This is a genomic window from Pseudomonadota bacterium (assembly GCA_023229365.1).
GTDB lineage: Bacteria > Myxococcota_A > Polyangia > JAAYKL01 > JAAYKL01 > JALNZK01.
Window position 1 is genome coordinate 1 of sequence record JALNZK010000059.1, and the last position, 17,880, is coordinate 17,880.

Consider the following 17,880-nt stretch of genomic DNA (forward strand, 5'->3'; position numbering starts at 1 on the left):
TGTGCCGATCACGACGCCGCCGACCACCACCAGGACCACGCCCAGCGAGATCCAGAGCCACGGGGACCTGAACACTTTGGCTCCGGTCGTCGCGCCGCCGTCGGGAAGCTCTCCGAGGTCCGGATCCAGCACCACGCTGTCGTCCTCCTTATCGTCGTCGAGATCGTCGAGGTCGTCTTCGGGGGGGGGATCCGGGGGAGGCGGCGCTTCGACGACCCGCGGTTCGCCCACCGCGGCGGCGAGCGCCTCGGCGAACTGCGGCGACGCGGCGTCTGCGGCGGTCGCGAGCGGCGGCAGGGAGACCCACGCGGGAGCGCCGGCGTGGGCCGCCCGGGCGGCGAAGCGGTGCGGCTTCGCGGCGAGCGAGAGGGCGACGAACCGGTCGACGCCGATCCGCGCGAGGAAGGCGATCGCCGCGGCGTCGAGAGCCGGCGCGGTCGCGGCGAGGAGCCGGTCCGCCTCGCCCTCCTCCTCGGGCGCCGGGAGCGGCGCGAGCACCATCTCGTGGGCGGAGGCGCCGGCGGCCGCGGGGTCGATCGCCTCGCAGCGCGGCGAGAAGCCGGCGAGCCGGGCCTCGACGTACACGCGGTGCGACCGGACCGCGATCTCCGCGCCGCTCCGGATCTGGGTCCCGCTCATCGCGAGCGAGGCACCGGGCGGCTTCGAGACGACGCGGATCGGGGTCGACGGCAGCTTGTCCGCGTCCGCGCAGGCGCGGGCGAAGGCGCCGACGATCTTCGGCGGGAAGCGCCGCGGATCGACCACGCGCGAGGGGTGCACCGCGTGGGCCGCGACGAACTCCGCGACGGCCGCGTCGTCCCGCCCGAGCGACCCCGCGACGGCGCCCGCGAGCACGTGCGCGTCGAACAGGAGGTCGCGGCAAGCCGCGCACGCCCCCCCCGCGACGCAGGCCGCCTCGGCCTCGGCGAGGGCCGCGCGCGCGACGTCCATCTCCAGGTTCTTGTACGCCCTGCGGGCGCGCTCGAACGCCTCGGTCGCTGCGGAGGGGACGAGCGGGGAGGCCGGGTCGCCTCCGGGCCGGGCGGCGAACGTCCTGACCTTCGCGCCCTGCGCGGTCCGGATCGCGGCCTCGATCGCGGTCACCTCGTCGGGCGTCGCCTCCAGAGGGACGCGCACGCCGACGTCGGCGCGCGCCGCGGTGGGGGCCAGGAGCAGGACGAGGGAGACTGCCGGGACGAGCCGCAGCGGGGAGAAGAGTGGCGGCGCCTTCGGGCTCATGGGATCATGGGTACGACACATCGAGGCGACGGACAATACCGCATAAATCTGACCTGGGCGCGCGGCTCCCGTACACTATAGCTGGTGAGGGCGGACGCAAAACGAGGTAGAACGATCGCGCCGAGATGAAACGGAAGCTGCACATCGCCCCGGTCGCGCTGTTCGTGTTGACCGCCGCCTTCCTGCAGGGCCGGACGGCGCTCGGACAGGAGCCCGTGCCGCAGGAGGCGGAGCCCGCACCCGCGGCCGAGCCTGCACCCGTGGCCGCGCCCGCGCCCCCTCCCGTCGAGAGACCCGGCGCGGAGATCACCTCGGACGGCGACGGCGCGGACGGCGGCGTGGCGATCGGCGAGTCGGAGAAGATCAAGATCGGCGGCCGCGTCCACGCCGGCTACCGGATGACCCGCGAGGCGCCCTCGCCCGCGGAGTCCGGACGCGACACGGAAAACGAGTTCATGGTCAGGCGCGCCCGCCTCAAGCTGAACTGGCGGCCCGAACGCTGGATGCTCGCGGTGATCCAGATCGACGTGGCCGAGGCGCTCCAGCTCGGCGGATCGATCCTGCGGGACGCCTACGTGCACCTCTCGCCGCTCGATCAGCTCCAGATCCGGATCGGCCAGTTCAAGAAGCCGTTCTCCGGGCTCGAGCTCCAGTCGCCCGCGAAGCTCAGGGTGATCGATCGCGGACCGGGCGTCGACTACATCGTCGAGGATCTGCTCTACGGAGATCGGGACCTCGGCCTCCAGCTCTCGGGCAGGCTCGTGAAGTCGGTCAAGCTCGACTACGAGATCGGCGTGTTCAACGGCAGCGGGCCGGAAATCGAGGAGATGGACAACTCCAAGGATCTCGTCGCGCGCGTGCAGATCCGGCCCGTCAAGCAGCTCGAGCTCGGCCTGAACGGCTCGGCGAAGTTCTTCAGCGAGCCGGATCCGGGCGAGGCCAGGCGGTCGTTCGCCGGCGGCGGCGACGCCCGCGTGCAGGTCAAGGGGTTCCGGCTCTACGCCGAGGGGCTCGTCGCGGGAAACCACCGGGAGTTCAACGTCCGGCGGGCCGCGGGCGTCGAGGACTCGCCGTTCTCGTTCGTCACGTTCGCCGTGATCGGCATGGTCTCGTACCGGCACAAGTTCGACACCGAGATCCGGTTCGCGATCGAGCCCGCGTTCAAGGCGGAGCTCTTCGATCCGGACACGAAGATCACCGAGGATCACCTCTGGGTGCTGACCCCGGGCGTCAACACGTACATCGGCAAGTACTTCAAGCTGATGATCGGCGGGGAGTTCGTCCGCTCGAACAGGAACTCTCCTATCGACCACCCCGACTCCGAGGCGCTGGAGGTTCTCGCGTGCTTCGACATCTGAGCCCGTCCGCCGGTGCGGCCACGGCGAGGAGCCCGGCGAGGCTCACCGGCGTCCGCCAGGAGATCAAGTACCTGTTCGCGCCCGACGTCGGCGCGCGCGTGATCGCCAAGGTCGAGGCGTCGATCCCGGCCAAGATCGTCGACGGATACCCGTTCAGCCACCGCGTCTCGGCGTACCTCGACGCGCCGGACCACGAGCTCGCGAGGCGGGGGCTCGAGCGCGGGAGCCAGGCGATCAAGCTCCGCGTCAAGGAGTACTACCAGATCGTCGGCGGCGCCCCGCAGGGCGGCCCCCGGTGCTGGCTCGAGGTCAAGCTGCGGCTCGGCGCCATGGTCGAGAAGAGCCGCTTCGAGGTGCCGCGGGAGGGCGTGCTCGACGCGCTCCGGGACGGGCCGCAGGCGGCGGACGACGAGGAGAGCCGCGCGGCGATCGAGTCGTTCGAGGCGGTGCGCAAGGGGAGGCCGCTCGCACCGGTGGTCGTCGCGCACTACACGCGGTGGACCTACCAGGATCCGGAGTCCAAGCTGCGCGTCACGCTCGACAAGGGCACGACGTTCCACGTCCCGCCGCGCGACCTGTACACCCCCGCGGCGCCGACGGGCGCGCGCACCGCGCTGCCGCCGCCGCTCGAGATGGAGGGCCGGTGGATCGTGGAGGTGAAGAGCCTCGGCCCGGCGCCGCTCTGGCTCGACGACGCGCTCGACGGGGCAGAGCCCGCCGACTACTCGAAGTTCGTCGCCGGCCTCCGGGCGGTCCAGCGGCGTGGGCTGCTGCCGCTGTAGTTAGGTTGAACTACTCGTCATGCAAACGAATTTTCCAAGCCGCTTGACATGGTCGCTCGGGCGATACACAATACAGCTAGACAGACTAGACAGAATACCGGACGGGGCGCGGCAGAGGGCACGATGAAAGACGAATGGCAGCTCCAGGAAGCGAAGAATCGGTTCAGCGAGGTGGTGGAGCGGGCGCTGAAAAGGGGACCGCAGACGGTCACGCGTCGCGGCGTGGAGGCGGTCGTCGTCGTCGCGGCTGACGAGTTCCGCAGGCTCAGCGCGCCGTCGATCAGTTTCGTCGAGTTCCTCAGGTCGTCACCGCTCGTCGCCGCCGATCTCGATGTAACCCGCGACCCGGATCCGGGGCGGGAGGTGTCGTTTTGAGGTGTGTCGTCGATACGTGCGTCATCTCCGAGACCGTGCGCAGCTCGCCGGAACGCAGAGTCGTGGACTGGCTCGGTGCTCAGCGGGAAGAGGATCTCCACCTGAGCGTCCTCACGATAGGAGAGCTCCGCAAGGGGATCGCCCGCCTCGACGAATCGCGAAGGAAGGCGGAGCTCGCGGCGTGGATCGACGGAGAGCTGACGGAGCGTTTCGGCTCGCGGCTGTTGCCGGTGTGCTCCGGCGTCGCTTCACTGTGGGGTGAGATCCAGGCGCGCGCCGAGCGGGCAGGGAAGAGGATGCCGGTCGTCGACGGGCTGATCGCCGCGACCGCGCTCCACCACGGACTGGCCGTGGCGACGCGAAACGGGGGCGACATGGCCGTGAGCGGCGCGAAGATCGTCAATCCGTGGGAGTGAGCATTTCAAAAAAAACGATCGGTTGCAGCAGCGTGCGGACACTCTAAGTTCGGACCCCCGATGCGCGGAATTCGCGCTATCATGCCCTGCCTCGAGGGATGGAGAATCAGCATGTTCGTCGTGTTCGAAGGCATCGACGGTTCCGGCAAGACGACGCTCTCCGATCGCGTCGCGGCGCTGCTCGACGGCGTGGGCGTCACCGTCCACCACGCGCGGCCCAAGGGCGAGCTGAAGAGCGAGCTCGCGACCGACATCCGCAACATGACGCGCAACCCGCGCAGCCTCACGATGTCGCCGCACACGGAGCTCCTCCTCTACCTCGCGCGCGACTCGCAGATGATCGACACCGTGATCCGGCCCGCGCTCGACAAGGCGGACGTCGTGATCGCGGATCGGTACGTGTACTCGCCGGTCGTGCTCACGCGGGCGCGCGGCCAGGTGCCGCGGGGCGACGTCGACAAGGCGACCGAGGTCGTCGCGCGCGGGCTGTGGCCGGAGCTCGTCGTCTACTGCGACGTCGACGTCCACACCTCCGAGCTGCGCAAGCGGATGGACAAGATCATCAACCCGCGCGACGCGGACGACTTCGGCCGCAAGGGGCTCGCGGGGCTCGGCCTGCGCGACGCGATGCGGGGCGAGTACCTCGAGATGGCCGAGGCCGACCCCGCGCGCTGGATGGTCGTCGACAACGTGAACCACACGATCGCCGAGAACTCGGTGCGGATCGCGCGGAAGATCGTCGAGCTGCTCGGTCGCTTTGCTTTGCTCGCGGATCCGCCGCCGTCCAAGCCGGTGCGGCTCGAGCCCGGTGAGATCCGTGCCGAGCGCGCGGACGAGCTGCGGCGCGCGTTCTACGATCACCTCGGCAGGCTCGCGGACGCCGGCGCCACGCGCCCGGCCGCGTACCACGTGCGCAGCCTCTTCGCCGAGGAGGCGTGGGCGCTCAGGGAGAGGCTGCGGGAGAAGGAGCCGGAGCTTGTCGCGTACGGCCTCGAGCCGCTGGACGACGGGCGGGCCAGGGCGCTGCGCGAGCGGCTCGTCGAGAGGGCGCCCCGGCAGGTCGCGAAGTCCCTGGGCGCACGGTGGGCCGACGCGGATCCGTGGGCGTGGGAGCTCAGGGCGCGGCTCGCGGAAGCGGCGCCGGCCGAGGTGATCGCGTCCATGGGATCGCTCGACTCGGACGACTCGTGGGCGCTGCGCGAGCGGCTTCTCAAGGACAAGGACAACCACGCGGCGGTGCTCGCCACGCTCAAGCGGATCGACACGGAGCGCGCGTGGGCGCTGCGCGACGAGCTCGGCAGGGGCAAGACCGACTGGGGCCTCCTCGAGGGGCTCGCCGGGATCGACACGGAGCGGGCGTGGGCGCTGCGGAGGAAGCACCAGCGGAAGGCGCTGCCGTGGGTCCTCGTCTCGACCGCCGGGCTCGTGTCGGATGCGGCCTGGGAGCTGCGCGACGGCCTGTTTAAGGTCGCGCCCAAGCTCGTGCTGCAGACGCTGTACGGCGTCGACCACGAGCGCGCGTGGACGATGCGGCGCGACGCGGGGTGGAGCTGCAAGGAGGCGCTGACGTCGATCAAGGGGCTCGACGGCGAGGAAGCGTGGCGCCTGCGCGAGTCGCTCGCGAAGCGGTGGCAGTCCCACGCCGCGAAGTCGGTGGGCCTCGCGCTCGCCGCGACCGATCGCGGCCGCGATTTCCTGTGGGCGCTCGCGCGCGCCAACCCGAACGACCCCGAGGTGATACACTACCTCGTGAAGCTGATCGACGAGGAGGAGGCGTGAGATGCCCGATATTCTAGGCACCCTGACCCAGGGCCCCGGCCTCGCGGCGTTCGCGGACCCCATGAAGTGGGTGCAGTACGCGCTCATCCTCGTGGAGGCGACGCTCTCGGGCGTCGTGCTCGCGTACCACCCGATCTACATCGGGCGGCCCAAGTCGATGGAGGATCTCGAGCTCGCCAAGACGCTCATCATCTACTCGGTCGCCGGCGCGCTCATCTCGATCATCTGCACGGCCGCCCCGTCGATGGCGTTCGTCATCTTCGGCATCGGCGGGCTCATGCGCTTCCGCACGAACCTCGACTCGTCGAAGAGCACGGGCCACGCGATCATCGGGACGCTCGTCGGCCTGTGCTGGGGGCTCGAGCTCCAGCTCGTCGCGGCGCTCGCGACGGCGTTCTTCTGGGGGATGATCTTCTTCCTCGAGCGCGCGACGGTGATCGAGTTGATCGTCGGCGGCGTCAAGATCGCGCAGATGGCGCCGGCGGCGGAGGCCTACCGCGAGGCGATCGCGCGGGCCGGGTGCCGCGTGGGCGCGCACCACAAGAACTTCAAGAAGGGCGAGATGACGTTCGTGTTCAAGCTCCCGCGAAAGCTCGCGATCGACAAGGTGATCGCCGAGGTGGAGAAGATCCCCGAGGAGCTGCGCGGCACCCCGGACTGGCCGAATTGACGCTTCCGGTACGCTGAAAGGATGAGAGCCATGAGAGTCATGAGAGCGATGAGAGCATTAGGACACCCCATTCTTCCCCTGCTTCTCGTTCTTCCCATCCTCTCCTCCTGCGGCACCGAGGAGCCGCCTCCCGCGACGGTGCCGGACGGCGATCTCTTCCCGCTGACGGTGGGCGACTTCTGGCTCTACGACGAGACCGAGGGCGGCGAGACGAGCCAGACCCGGTACGAGGTCGCCGGGCAGATCGACTACGATTTCGCCTATGACGACCAGGGCGCGCTGCCGGTGTTCGTCATCAACAACACGTTCCCGGCCGGCGGCGGCGACACGGACAGCTCGGGAGGACACCGCCTGCAGTACTACCACGACGACGGGACCCGCGTCGTGCGCATGCGCCACGACGTCTACGACGAGACCGACACGCTGACGAAGGTCCGCGACTACGTCCCGGGCTTCCTGAGGTTCGATCGCGGTAACATCACCGTGGGAGCGCAGTGGACCGAGGATCTCACAACCTACACCGACAGCACCCCGGAGGACGAGGCCGGCGTCGTCACCGAGGGCGCGAGCTACCTCTACGAGGTGCTGGAGCCGGAGAGCGTGACGGTCCCCGCCGGCACCTTCGACTGCGTGGTCGTGCAGCGGAAGAAGACCTCCGGCTCGTCGGTCGAAATCAAGATCTACTACTTCGCACTCGGGGTCGGGAAGGTGAAGGAGATCACCGAGGGGACGAAGGAGGAGGCGCTCGTCGAGTACGAGGTGGCGAGCACCGCCGACGGCGGCGTCTGACGGGTAGGCAACAGCGCCAAGTGTGATAAGATTCCGCCACGTTGAGCCGGGGGCCCTGTTCGCCCGCCGAGCTCGAGGACGGTAGGATCGTGGACTGCATCCTGTGCGGCACCCAGTTCGAGGCGCACGACGGCCCCTGCACGCAGTGCGGGTGGAACGCGGACGCGCTCTGTGGCGAGAAGTCGCTGCGCGCGGGCGAGCTGGTCCGCGGCAGGTACGAGATCAGCTCGTGCCTCGGCGTCGGCAGGTTGGGCGCCGCGTTCCTCGTGTCCGACACGGATTCCGGCGGCGACGCGGTGCTGAAGCTCGCGCACGCGGGCCTCGTTGGCAACGAGGAGATCGGGCGGCGGTTCCTCCACGGCATGCGCGCCCTCAAGAAGATCGATCACGCCGGCATGGTGCGCGTGCTCGACGCGAACTGCGAGGCGGACAAGTACTACGTCGTCACCGAGCTCGTCGAGGGCGTCCCGCTGCGCGACCTCATGGACAAGCGGAGGAGCCAGAACAAGGGGTTCACGGTCGCCGAGATCCTCCCCATCGTGAGGCAGATCGCGGCGTTCTTCGACGAGAGCGGCGTCGCCGAGCACGGAGCGCTCTCGCCCGAGAACATCTGGATCAAACCCGACGGGCTCAAGATCCTCGACGTCGGCTGGGCGCGGAGCCTGCCGCTCGCGGCGGTGGGGCACAGGCTCGCGGCGAAGAGCCGGGTGCGCGGGTACGTCGCGCCGGAGCTGCTGCGGGGAAGGGCGCTCTCGGCGCGGGCCGATGTCTACTCCGTCGGTGTGCTGATAGGCGAGATGATCACGCAGCTAGCGTTCGACGGCAGGCCGGAGGTGTTCGCGTCGGCAGTGACGGGCCTCCCGTCCGGCGCCGACGCCGTGCTCCGGCACGCGCTCGACGCGGATCCCGAGGAGCGTTACGCGACGGTGTCCGAGCTCGTCGACGTGCTGCGGGCGCTGGGCGAGTCCGGACCGCACGCCGCGCCGCCGCGACGCGAGAGCGGGGCCCAGACCGCCCCCGCGCCGCGCCCGCCTGCCCGCCCGTCGGCGCCGCCGCCCAGGCCGCGCCGCGCGGCGGAGCTCGGCATCGGCGAGCCGCAGACCGAGAGCACGGTCCAGGTCTCCATGGAGGATGTGATCCGCGACCACGTCCACGGGGAGCCGGAGCGGAAGATCCCCTGGGCCCGAATCGCGCCCATCCAGGAAGACGACCCCGATCACACACCGGTCCCGGGGCGCATGCTCATCACCCCGAAGCGGCCCGCCCGCAGGGATTCGCTGCCGCCGCAACCGCCGCCGCAGTCCGCGCGCGTCGCGCCGCCGCCCAAGGGAGCGCGCGCCGACGCGCCGCTCCCGCAGGACGAGGACGGGGAGACCTCCGTGAAGAAAGCCCCCGTCGCGAGGGGCGGCCGCCAGGAGCGGGTCCGTCGGGAGGTGACCCAGGAGATCGACCTCGACGCGCTCAGCGAAGGCGCCGAGGAGACCGTCGAGGGGACGCAGGAGATCGATATCGGGATGATCGAGGGGCAGATCGCGCGGAACGCGGTGGACGCGGCGACCAAGCTCGAGGCGCAGGCCGAGGACGCCCTCCGCTCGTCGACCGAGGAGCTCATCCGCCGAGCCGGGAGGCTCGACGGCGTCGATCCGCGGTTCGTCCGCGCGGCGCACACTCTCGAATCGGAGAAGCGCGGTGCGAGGTCGGCGAAGGCCGCGGAGGTGCTCAAGCAGAGGACGGAGCGACTCGACGACATCGATCCGCGGCTCCTGCGCGCGGCGGCGCGGCTCGAGGAGGCCAAGGTCCACGACGTGCCGGAGCCGGAGAAGCCGGAGGTCGTGGACGGAAACGAGGACGAAGACTGGAGGGAGCGGATCTCGCAGACGAATGAGGACTCGGTGATCTCCTTCCTCGCGTCGCCGGTCGTCCAGCCCACCGAGGAGGTGCGCGGGTTCCCGATGACGCAGCAGCGCCGTCAGCAGAACCGGCCTCCCGCGAAGCCGAAGCCGCAGCCCTCGGCGCCGGTCGCGCCCCCGCCGCGCGGAAGACGCAGGAAGAATCCGCCGCTCGCGCGGGCCCTCTACGACGAGACCGGCGAGACCGACGACCAGTCGCAGCCCACGATGCTCGTGCACCCCGCCTACATGCCGCAGACCGCGCACCGTGCGGCGATCGATCGACGGCTCCTCTACCTCGAGCTCGCGCTGCCGGTGATCGCGGGGCTGTTCTTCGCGGGGATGCTGATCCTGCTGGGGGTGGCCGCCGCGATGCGGTGAGGCCGTCTTAGAGCGCGCGGGAGATCAGCTCCTCGAGCTTCGGCCGTGGCTGGGCGCCGAGCAGCGAACCGGACGGGGCGCCGTTCTTGAACATGATGATGGTCGGCACCGAGCGCACGCCGAAGCGGTTGGCGGCGTTCGGAGCGTTCTGGATGTCGACGTAGCAGAACTTCACGCGGCCCGCGTACGCGCCGACCATGCCGTCGAGCGTCGCGCCGAGGGCCTTGCAGGGGCCGCACCAGGTCGCGCCGAAATCCACCAGCACCGGGACGTTCGAGTGCTCGACCTCGGAGGAGAAGTTCGCGTCGTTCAGGCTGATGAGCTTGTCGGCCATGGTGCACCTCTCGGAGTGGTTCGCTTGAGCGCGTCGCAGCGACTCTAGAGCCGGCGCCGCCCCGTTGTCAACGCGCGCAAAGGCCGTCACGGCTCATTCGCAGCGGCGCCAGATGTCGTCCGAATGGCACTTGACACACGCGCGCTGGTTCTTCCGCGCGAGCGGCTTGCACCTGCGGGAGAACCCCGCCGGGTGCGGGTTGATCGAGGCGTGGCACGACACGCAGGAGCTCTCGCTGTGGCAGGACGCGCACGCCTCGATGTCGTAGCGCGCGCGGCGGCAGATCTGCTCGGGGGGCGCCCCGCGGTGGAAGCTCCCCGCGCTCTCGGGCCTGGCGTTCGACGGCGAGTCGGGGGCCACGCCCGCGCGGCGGTGGCAGCCGATGCAGAACGACTGGCTCCTGTGGCACGCGCGGCACCGCGGGTTGTCCATGCGCGTCGAGACGCCGTGCGCGGAGCGCCAGTCGCCGGGGTGGACGTCGCGCGGCCGGATCTTCCCGCCGTGGCATCGGCGGCACCAGCTCTCCTGGTGGCACTGCGCGCAGAGCTCCGAGTCCGCGCCGGCGACGGCCGGGTGGCTCCCGCGCCAGTCGGCGCGGTGCGTCGCGCCCGCGAGCCAGTCCGGCGGCGTGAGCAGCTCGCCTCCGATCTCGGTGATCATCCGGCCGTCGGGGTGCGCGAGGTGGCACGTCCTGCACTCCGCGAGCGCGCGCCCCCGCTTCTCGTGGCAAAAGAAGCATTTCCGCATGCCGACGACGTCGCGTCCCTCGTCCGCGCGGCGGCCGGCGGCGGCCGCCGGGTGGCAGTCCGAGCAAGCCGTCTTCGCATGGGCGCGGTGAGAGAACCTGACGTTCGGCCGGGGAGCAGCGCCGGGGAGCGGCGCGCCGTCCGCGCCGAACGCCGTGTGACAGCGGCGGCACGCGTCCGTCACCACCATTCCGGGTGTCGCGCCCGCGGCCGCCTCGTGGCAAGGCGCGCACTCCGCCATGGCCGGCGCGAGCCGATCCGAGGCCCAGCCCGAGATCGCGGCCTTCGGGTGGCACGCGGCGCAGCCCGGCTTCCCCGGCGGGTGCGCGGCGTGCGCGTCGCGGACGGCGGGGACGCTCGAGGGCAGGAGGGTGGGAGAGATCGCCTGCCGGGCGCCCCTCGCCGCGCCGAGCGCGATCGCGGCGGCGGCGATCAGGAGGACATATGTCCGCGCGTTCGCCATCATCGCCACAGATCCAGTTGCAGCAGGCCGAGCGCCACGAATCGCGGCGCCGAGCCCCCGCCGTAGTAGTTCTCGAGCTCCGCTGCGACGTGCGCCCCCTCGAGCAGCCGGACGCGCACCGACGCCATGTAGCCGACGACGTCCCCGGACAGCCGCGGGGAGTAACCGTCGTCGATGTGCCAGTAGGTCCCGCGCGCCGCGAGCCAGATGCGGTTGTCGAGGAAGCCGTGCCCGCCGCCGAGCTCGACGCCGACGCGGTCCTCGCCCCACTCCCGCGTGCCCGTGACGCGCGCCGAGGCGTTGCGGCGAGAGGTCCTGTGCGCCGCTCCGAAGCCGCCGCCGGCGCCGGCGAGCAGCTCGTCCGTCGCCTCTCCGCTCAAGCCGGCCGACCCGTCCGCGAGCCGCGCGAACCCCCACGCGGCGAACGAGACCGTCTTCGCGACGTCGACGTTCATGCGGCCGCCCACGTCCCTCCGCGGCGCCAAGTCGAAGACGTTGAAAATCGAGTCCGCCTCGAAGATCGGCCGGTAGAGGTGGTACTCCGCGGTCAAGGCGAGCAGCTCGACCGGCGCGATCCTGAGCTCCGCGTCCGCCTCGCTCACCGCCGTCCCCTCCGCCGCCGCGGCGCCGAGGTCGTCCTGCCTGTCCAGGAGCGGGCTCCACACGGCGCGGACGTGCGCCCGCAGGGGCCCCTGACCCGCGTCGATGCGCCCACCCAACCGCTGATCGGCGACCTCCTGCGACAGGCCGACGACCCGGACCGCCGCGGCCGCATCGAGCCAGCGGCGAGGGGAGAAGCCGATCTCGGTTCCGAACATCGGGCGGGGTTCGGGATCGATCCGCGACGGGTACCTGTCCGACTCGAGGCCGCGCCGGCCTCCGCTGTCCACCCCGTCGAGCTCGAGCTCGTCATAGCCGAGCAGGTTGCCGCCGCGCACCTCGTACCCGAGGTAGGGCGAGACCGAGATCCCGGCCGGGAGGTGCAGCGTCGCCTCGAGACCGTCGAACGCGGCGTACCCGATCGTGTCGAGCCGGATCTGGCGCCCGCCGCGCGCGTCGAGCGCGCCGTCCCACACGCCTACGACCGAGACGTACGCGATCACCGCGTCCATCTGGAGCGGTCGTGTGCCCGGCGAGTAGCTCTCGGGGATGTCCGGGTTGCTCTCGTTGTTCGTGACGGCGAAGTCGGTGTCGAGCCGCAGCTCGAGCGCCAGCGAGAGGCGCGGTCCGCGGTAGTACGGATCGGACGAGCCCGGCAGGAGATCCCAGACGGACAGGCGGAGATCCTCGATGAAGCGGCGGCGCGAGATCATCGATCCGTCGGCTGCGGGGATCGAGTAGCCCTCGGCGGACAGCGTCGACGAGATCTCCTGGGTTGCGCCGCCCGCAGCCCCCGCCGCGAGGAGCGGCAGGGCGACGAGGCAGGCCGCGAGCTGAACTAGCCGAGGTCGCACACCCGTGTGCCCCCGAATTCCTTGACGAGAAGGTCGTCGAACTCGTCCGCCAAGTGACCGATCGCGGCGAGCAGATCCTCGACCTCCGCGCGATCGAGATCGGCGACGCTTCGTTCCGCGACGAGCGCGACGATGTCGTCCCTGAACAGCCCGAACGCGATTCCCGGGAGCTCCGTCGCGTTCAGGCGGAGGAGCTTGATCGCGGCGGGCGCCGCGAGCCCGCCGTGCATCTTGACGAGCGGGGAGACCACGCGGAGCCTCGGCGCGCGCCCGGCCGGGCCCGGGCTGATCGCGATCAGGACGTCCGCCGAGCCGCGCGACACCTGCCAGCTCGCGACCCCCTCGGCCGCCTGCGTCCTGTTCTTGTCCGGATCGAGCCCGAGGCTCTTCAGGACGGATTCGATGAGTCGAGCCGCCTTGCCGACGGCGCCGTCGAGTTTCTGTCCCATCCCGCTTCCCCTGTCCAGAACCCGCGCGACGTGCGGATTCGCCGCGCCGTGGAAAATCATGCTCGCCCACGCCCGGTGCCTTGTCAATCGGTGTTCGTGTCCCGGCTTGACAGTGCGGCGCCTCTGTTTGTACTCTTTCAAAACTGTTGCTCCGACCGTAGCGGTGTCGGCCTGCATTCTGGAGGACCAAGTTGAGCGACGAGCTGAAGAAACCATCGGGCGGCCTCCCCGTGGGGAAGGCCTTGGAACCCAAGATCTCGAAGCCGCCGGGACCGCTGCCGGGCGCGATGAAGCCGGGCGGCGCGCCGCTGCCGGGCGCCAAGCGGATGGGCGCGGCGTTGCCGGGCCTCGGGGCGAAGAGGCAGGCCGCGACGCCTTTCATGAAGCCGGTCGAGAAGCCCGTCGCGCCGAAGGTGTCGGTGGAGCAGATCCGCCGGGACCCCTTCGCGACGTCGACGGCCTCGGCGCCGATCGAGACCTACGGCGGGGCCGGGGCGATGGTCGTGCCCGGGGCGGACGAGCGGATCGGCGCCGCGGCCGCCAAGTCGAAGATGTCGACGCGCCAGAAGGCCATCTCGCTCGGGGTCGCCCTCGGCCTCCTCATCATCGGCTTCGGGGTCGGTTCCGTGGTCGCCGGGCGCGTCGAGGACGCGATCATGATTCGCGACGCGCGCATCATCCAGATCGAGGTCAACAAGCTCAACGCGCTGTTCGCGGAGGTGGACGGCGCCCTGACCAAAGCGTACCAGGACGCCAAGGCGAACAAGTTCGACAAGGGCTACCTCAAGATCCTTGCCGAGAAGCTCCAGGGAAACCCTTTCAACCCGAGCCTCTTTACGGATAGAAACTACAAGAACTTCGACCCCGCGACCGTCGAGGCGTTGCACACGTATTATGATCAATGGACCGTGCTCTACACCGAGCTCGGGAAGCATTTCCGCGCGACGGACAACGACGACCCGCAGCTCTCGGCAACCGGCGAGGAGTTCACGAAGCTGCTCGAGCCGAGGTACGGCGTTGTTTTCACGCGCGACGAGGAGGGCAACGGCGCGTTGATCGGCAACCTCGTCGTGCTCGGCAAGTCCGAGGAGAAGGACGGCAAGATCGCGACGCAGATCCAGTACGAGGTCGGCACCTACGGCGACTCGCGCACTTTCTACAACGGCCCGGCCGGCGACTCTGAGTTCAGCAAGAACGCCGAGGGGTACGTCATCGCGGTGGAGCCGCAGGCGGAGGGCGGGCTGCTCAAGGACGCGACGCAACCGCACTTCGCGCAGTACACCGAGCGGCTCAAGGAGCTGACGGACATCCTGGCGCGGATGCGAGAGGCGCAGTCGACGGTGAAGGCCGCCATCGACAAGATCGCCGCCGAGAGCCCGCCGTCGCTGCTGACCGGCATGAGCGTCGACGACGACGTCGAGGAGTACAAGGTCGGCGCCGCCAAGGCGGCGGCCGGCATCTCCGAGGAAGCGCCCGCCGAAGGAGAGAAGCCCGCCGAGTGATCGCCGCCCCGCGTTGCCCCCGCCCGGGGATCGTCAAGGCACGAAGAACCGGCTCGACCGCTCAGGAGCAGAGGCTGACGAGCCCCTCGAGGCGGCGGTGGACGAACTTCTCGCCCGGGCTGAAGGAGGTCGCCTTGGTGGCGAGGAACGCGAGGTAACGGGACATCTCCGGGCAGGAGCGGTACCCGACCTTGCGGACGAGACCGTACAGCGCCTCGATCGTCTCGCGCGGCATCAGCTTGCCGCGGGCGTGGTGGAAAGCGAACAGGTTGCTGACGTGCTTCGGGTTGCGGGTCGCCTCGGCGATCGCGATGGTGCTGCGTGTCACGTCCTCGATCTCGCGTTCTTCCATCTTGTCGCCGCGCTGCTCGCGCTTGATCGCGGACTCCATGAGGTTGGCGAGGAGCTTCTCGGCCTCCTCGAAGCGCTCCATGCTGATCGCCTTCTGGAGGAGCGCCGCCACCATGAACTGCGGCTGCTGCGTCTTGTGGAGGTCGCTCTTTCGGCGTGGCGACTGGATCGGATCGACGCGGAACGTGGCCTTCGGGTCGCCGCCCGTGGACGAGCGCGGCGCGCCGCACTGCGGGCAGTTCATCTCGTTGTTCGCGATCCACGAACCGCACGCGGCGCACGTCACGAGGCCGAGCGTGCGATCCGCGTTCGCGACCTTGCCGAGGGCGACGACGCGGATGCTCTGGTGGCCGATCGTGATGCGGTCGCCGTCGAACAGCTGCACGCGACCCGAGATGCGGTTGCCGTTCACGATGCAGCCGTTCCGGCTCCCGCGATCCTCGAGAAACAGCAACTCGTTCTCGTTCACGATGGTCGCGTGGACCCGGGAGACGCTCGGATCGTCGAGGATCAGGTTGCACTCGTTGGAGCGGCCGATGTCGAAGGTCCCCTCCGGCGCCTCGATGTTCGAGCTCTGGTAGATCAGGCGGTACTTCTTCATCGGACAAAGACTCCCGAAAGCGTCAGCCTCTCACGAGGGACCGCAGCCTGTCGACGACGGCGCCCTCCCGATGGCCGCTCTTCTCGAGGGCGCCGAGATACCCCGCGAGGTCGTCGGTCATGTTGTACCAGCCTCGAGCGGATTCGAGAAGCAGGTCGAGCACCGCGTCGGTCGCGGGTTCCGCCGCGCGCGTGTAGGCGGCGACGATCCATCGGAGCCGGTCGGCCTCCCGCAGCTCCACGGCCAGCCGCGCGTTGGTGGGCACGATCTCGGCGAGCAGGGCGATGTCGTGCACCCCGCGGGCGGCCTTGAGGTCGTACTCCTCGATCTTCCCCGCGAGGAGCCGCGAGGCGTGGTCGAAACGCCGCGCGCGGATCGCCTTTTCGATCACGGTGCTCACCATGCCGGAGGTCCAGCCCGACGAGCTGCCGCCCATGTGCAGCGTGATCGTGTCCTCGCCCGGCTCGAACGTCGCCCCGCAGCGGGTGCAGAACGTGCTCGCCGTGTCGCAGAGCGTGCGGCAGCGCGGGCAGCTCTTCGTGTCGCGCGGGAGCTGTCCGCTGCAGTGCGGGCACACGGGCGCCCCCGACATGATCGTGGCGCGGCATGACGGGCACGCGATGAGGGCGCCGGTCACCCGGAGCTGCTGCGACGGGAGCCTGCGCTCCTCCAGGAAGACGATCTCGTGGCTCCCGATGCGGATACGGTCGTTGTGCTGGAGGGGGTGATCGTCGAACAGCGGCTCGCCGTTCACGAGCGTGCCGTTGCGGGAGCCGAGATCCGAGATCGCGGCGCGATCCCTTCCGACGGAGATCCGGGCGTGGTGCCTGGAGACGAGCGGATCCTCGAGCGTCAGGTTGCAGGACGGAGATCTGCCGACGAGAAACGCTCCCTCGGCGAGATCGATCTCTTGAAACATGAACCGCAGCCGGCGCTTCACCTTCGTGTCCACGAGCGGTTCCTTCCTCGCACCATTGCGACTGTACAACATTTTCCAGATTTACAGGAGGCGGTACCGGCGCGGGCGGTCGGGCGAGCTAGAAGAGATCGTCGACGCTGCTGTCCGAGGGCTTGCTCTCCTTGGGCGCGGGCGCGGCGGTGCCCGAGTCCTCGGGCTTGGGCGCCTCGGCGTCCTTCTTCTTCTTGGAGCCGGACGTCACGGAGTGCGTGGAGTCGAGCGAGCTCGAACCGTCCCCGACCTTCTGCCCGGTGTAGTTGTCGATCACCGACGCCTCGCCGTCCTTGAGCTTGTCGCCCGACGCCGCGGTGACCTGATCGACCATGTCGGAAACCTGGTCGGTGACGATGCCCTTGTCGCGATCCGCGTTCGGGCGCAGCTTCGCGATGTGCGTCGCGGTCACGGCGCACGAGAAGCGGAGCCCGTACGCGCCGAAGAACGACGAGCGGTCGAGGATGTCCGCGTAGGTTTCGTCGTTGCGCCAGCTGACGCGGTCGAGGTTCCCCTTGGCGTCGAAGAACTCGCGGCCCGACACCCCGAAGCGGCCCTCGATCGTCGCGAGGAAGTCCATGAAGGTGATGTCCGCCTTGAAGGAGTCCTTCCGGAACGCGCGCAGCCGCTTCCAGAACCGGTTCTGGATGAAGAACAGGTACTCGACGTACTTGCCGGCGTCCCACACGAACATCGACTCGCTGTTGTTGTGCGTGAACTCGTCGGCGATCATGTGGCTCTCGAAGCCGGTCGTCTGGCCCGTGAACTCGATGTAGCTCTTGTGCATCCGCGAGACGTCGCGCAGGAGCTTCGTGCGGACGCCGTCCTCGGCCAGCGCGTCGCCCGCCGCGGTCTTGAGCTCCTCGGCGTACGAATCGCGGATCCGCTGCTCGAAGAGCGACATCACCTTCTTGGTGGACATGCCCCACTGGAGGCCTTCCATCTGCTCCGCGATCCCCTCGGAGAACGGGACGTAGCCGGCCGGCGGCTCAACGATCGCGCCCTTCTTGCCCTTCTTCTTCGCGGAAGGGGGCGGGATGACCGCCGGCGCCTTGCCGAACTCCGCGCCCGGGATGACGAGCTGTTCGTCGTCGGCGGAGAGCGCCCCGCCGAGAGATCCGCCGCCGCCCCCGCCGCCTCCTATCTGCGGCGCCTCGAACGGCTTCGCGGTGGTCTGCCCGGGCTCCTCACCCGTCATGATCTTCGCCTTGCCGGACTTGCCCCCGCACCCGGCCGCGAGCGCGACCGCCGCGATCAGTACCGCAACAAGGAGACCGGTGTTGGAATTCGTCTTCATCGCGCCCTCCTGTCTGACGCACGCGTTATTCGTATCGACCTGAAAACTCGCCGCAT

17 protein-coding genes are annotated in these 17,880 nt (G+C 69.9%); 9 read left to right on the forward strand and 8 right to left on the reverse strand.

Annotated features, from left to right (window positions below; genetic code table 11):
• Positions 1–1,239: hypothetical protein (locus tag M0R80_19765; GenBank protein ID MCK9461873.1), on the reverse strand; the 1,239-nt coding region annotated here is incomplete at its 3' end.
• A 125-nt stretch (positions 1,240–1,364) separates the two neighbouring features.
• Here M0R80_19765 and M0R80_19770 point away from each other — a divergent pair.
• The 8 genes from M0R80_19770 to M0R80_19805 all read left to right on the forward strand — a co-directional run bounded on the left by M0R80_19770 (position 1,365) and on the right by M0R80_19805 (position 9,678).
• Positions 1,365–2,597 carry an OprO/OprP family phosphate-selective porin gene (locus tag M0R80_19770; GenBank protein ID MCK9461874.1) on the forward strand — a complete coding sequence of 411 codons (1,233 nt, stop codon included), beginning with the start codon at positions 1,365–1,367 and terminating at the stop codon, positions 2,595–2,597.
• Positions 2,582–3,379, forward strand: coding sequence for a VTC domain-containing protein (locus M0R80_19775; protein MCK9461875.1), 798 nt, complete (start codon positions 2,582–2,584; stop codon positions 3,377–3,379). The genes M0R80_19770 and M0R80_19775 overlap by 16 nt, the downstream gene beginning before the upstream one ends.
• A 123-nt stretch (positions 3,380–3,502) precedes the next feature.
• Complete coding sequence (locus M0R80_19780; protein ID MCK9461876.1) at positions 3,503–3,754, forward strand: type II toxin-antitoxin system Phd/YefM family antitoxin; 252 nt, start codon at positions 3,503–3,505, stop codon at positions 3,752–3,754.
• Positions 3,751–4,170, forward strand: coding sequence for a type II toxin-antitoxin system VapC family toxin (locus M0R80_19785; GenBank protein MCK9461877.1), 420 nt, complete (start codon positions 3,751–3,753; stop codon positions 4,168–4,170). The genes M0R80_19780 and M0R80_19785 overlap by 4 nt, the downstream gene beginning before the upstream one ends.
• Positions 4,171–4,281: 111 nt before the next feature.
• Complete coding sequence (gene tmk / locus M0R80_19790; protein ID MCK9461878.1) at positions 4,282–5,949, forward strand: dTMP kinase; 1,668 nt, start codon at positions 4,282–4,284, stop codon at positions 5,947–5,949.
• Between the two features lies 1 nt (position 5,950).
• The gene (locus tag M0R80_19795; protein ID MCK9461879.1) at positions 5,951–6,619 is read left to right on the forward strand and encodes a hypothetical protein; all 669 of its coding nucleotides are present in this window, start codon (positions 5,951–5,953) and stop codon (positions 6,617–6,619) included.
• Between the two features lie 48 nt (positions 6,620–6,667).
• Complete coding sequence (locus tag M0R80_19800) at positions 6,668–7,408, forward strand: hypothetical protein (protein MCK9461880.1); 741 nt, start codon at positions 6,668–6,670, stop codon at positions 7,406–7,408.
• 41 nt (positions 7,409–7,449) lie between these two features.
• Positions 7,450–9,678 carry a serine/threonine protein kinase gene (locus M0R80_19805; GenBank protein MCK9461881.1) on the forward strand — a complete coding sequence of 743 codons (2,229 nt, stop codon included), beginning with the start codon at positions 7,450–7,452 and terminating at the stop codon, positions 9,676–9,678.
• Positions 9,679–9,685: 7 nt separating this feature from the next.
• Here the strand turns inward: M0R80_19805 and M0R80_19810 are convergent, their stop codons facing one another.
• The 4 genes from M0R80_19810 to M0R80_19825 form a co-directional block, all read right to left on the reverse strand.
• Positions 9,686–10,012 (reverse strand): thioredoxin domain-containing protein, encoded by a 327-nt coding sequence (locus M0R80_19810; GenBank protein MCK9461882.1) that lies wholly within the window; start codon positions 10,010–10,012, stop codon positions 9,686–9,688.
• Positions 10,013–10,105: 93 nt separating this feature from the next.
• Positions 10,106–11,224, reverse strand: coding sequence for a hypothetical protein (locus M0R80_19815; protein MCK9461883.1), 1,119 nt, complete (start codon positions 11,222–11,224; stop codon positions 10,106–10,108).
• Positions 11,221–12,675 carry a hypothetical protein gene (locus M0R80_19820; protein MCK9461884.1) on the reverse strand — a complete coding sequence of 485 codons (1,455 nt, stop codon included), beginning with the start codon at positions 12,673–12,675 and terminating at the stop codon, positions 11,221–11,223. Before M0R80_19820 ends, M0R80_19815 begins: the two co-directional genes overlap by 4 nt.
• The gene (locus M0R80_19825; GenBank protein ID MCK9461885.1) at positions 12,660–13,124 is read right to left on the reverse strand and encodes a YbjN domain-containing protein; all 465 of its coding nucleotides are present in this window, start codon (positions 13,122–13,124) and stop codon (positions 12,660–12,662) included. The genes M0R80_19820 and M0R80_19825 overlap by 16 nt, the downstream gene beginning before the upstream one ends.
• A gap of 191 nt (positions 13,125–13,315) precedes the next feature.
• Between M0R80_19825 and M0R80_19830 the strand changes: the two genes are divergently transcribed.
• Positions 13,316–14,626, forward strand: coding sequence for a hypothetical protein (locus M0R80_19830; GenBank protein ID MCK9461886.1), 1,311 nt, complete (start codon positions 13,316–13,318; stop codon positions 14,624–14,626).
• Between the two features lie 61 nt (positions 14,627–14,687).
• Here M0R80_19830 and M0R80_19835 read toward each other — a convergent pair whose 3' ends face one another.
• The 3 genes from M0R80_19835 to M0R80_19845 all read right to left on the reverse strand — a co-directional run bounded on the left by M0R80_19835 (position 14,688) and on the right by M0R80_19845 (position 17,824).
• A complete protein-coding gene (locus M0R80_19835; GenBank protein ID MCK9461887.1) occupies positions 14,688–15,578 on the reverse strand; it encodes an FHA domain-containing protein in 891 nt (296 codons plus the stop codon).
• A gap of 22 nt (positions 15,579–15,600) precedes the next feature.
• Positions 15,601–16,530 (reverse strand): FHA domain-containing protein, encoded by a 930-nt coding sequence (locus M0R80_19840; GenBank protein MCK9461888.1) that lies wholly within the window; start codon positions 16,528–16,530, stop codon positions 15,601–15,603.
• 85 nt (positions 16,531–16,615) lie between these two features.
• The gene (locus M0R80_19845) at positions 16,616–17,824 is read right to left on the reverse strand and encodes a hypothetical protein (GenBank protein ID MCK9461889.1); all 1,209 of its coding nucleotides are present in this window, start codon (positions 17,822–17,824) and stop codon (positions 16,616–16,618) included.
• Positions 17,825–17,880: the final 56 nt, after the last annotated feature.

What these genes read in the sequence shown, in the direction of transcription:
- M0R80_19815 (MCK9461883.1), bottom strand. Translation starts at nt 11,224, where the DNA reads ATGATGGCGAACGCGCGGACATATGTCCTCCTGATCGCCGCCGCCGCG.
- M0R80_19825 (MCK9461885.1), bottom strand. Translation starts at nt 13,124, where the DNA reads ATGGGACAGAAACTCGACGGCGCCGTCGGCAAGGCGGCTCGACTCATC.
- M0R80_19780 (MCK9461876.1), top strand. Translation starts at nt 3,503, where the DNA reads ATGAAAGACGAATGGCAGCTCCAGGAAGCGAAGAATCGGTTCAGCGAG.
- M0R80_19795 (MCK9461879.1), top strand. Translation starts at nt 5,951, where the DNA reads ATGCCCGATATTCTAGGCACCCTGACCCAGGGCCCCGGCCTCGCGGCG.
- M0R80_19810 (MCK9461882.1), bottom strand. Translation starts at nt 10,012, where the DNA reads ATGGCCGACAAGCTCATCAGCCTGAACGACGCGAACTTCTCCTCCGAG.
- M0R80_19770 (MCK9461874.1), top strand. Translation starts at nt 1,365, where the DNA reads ATGAAACGGAAGCTGCACATCGCCCCGGTCGCGCTGTTCGTGTTGACC.
- tmk (MCK9461878.1), top strand. Translation starts at nt 4,282, where the DNA reads ATGTTCGTCGTGTTCGAAGGCATCGACGGTTCCGGCAAGACGACGCTC.
- M0R80_19845 (MCK9461889.1), bottom strand. Translation starts at nt 17,824, where the DNA reads ATGAAGACGAATTCCAACACCGGTCTCCTTGTTGCGGTACTGATCGCG.
- M0R80_19835 (MCK9461887.1), bottom strand. Translation starts at nt 15,578, where the DNA reads ATGAAGAAGTACCGCCTGATCTACCAGAGCTCGAACATCGAGGCGCCG.
- M0R80_19800 (MCK9461880.1), top strand. Translation starts at nt 6,668, where the DNA reads ATGAGAGCATTAGGACACCCCATTCTTCCCCTGCTTCTCGTTCTTCCC.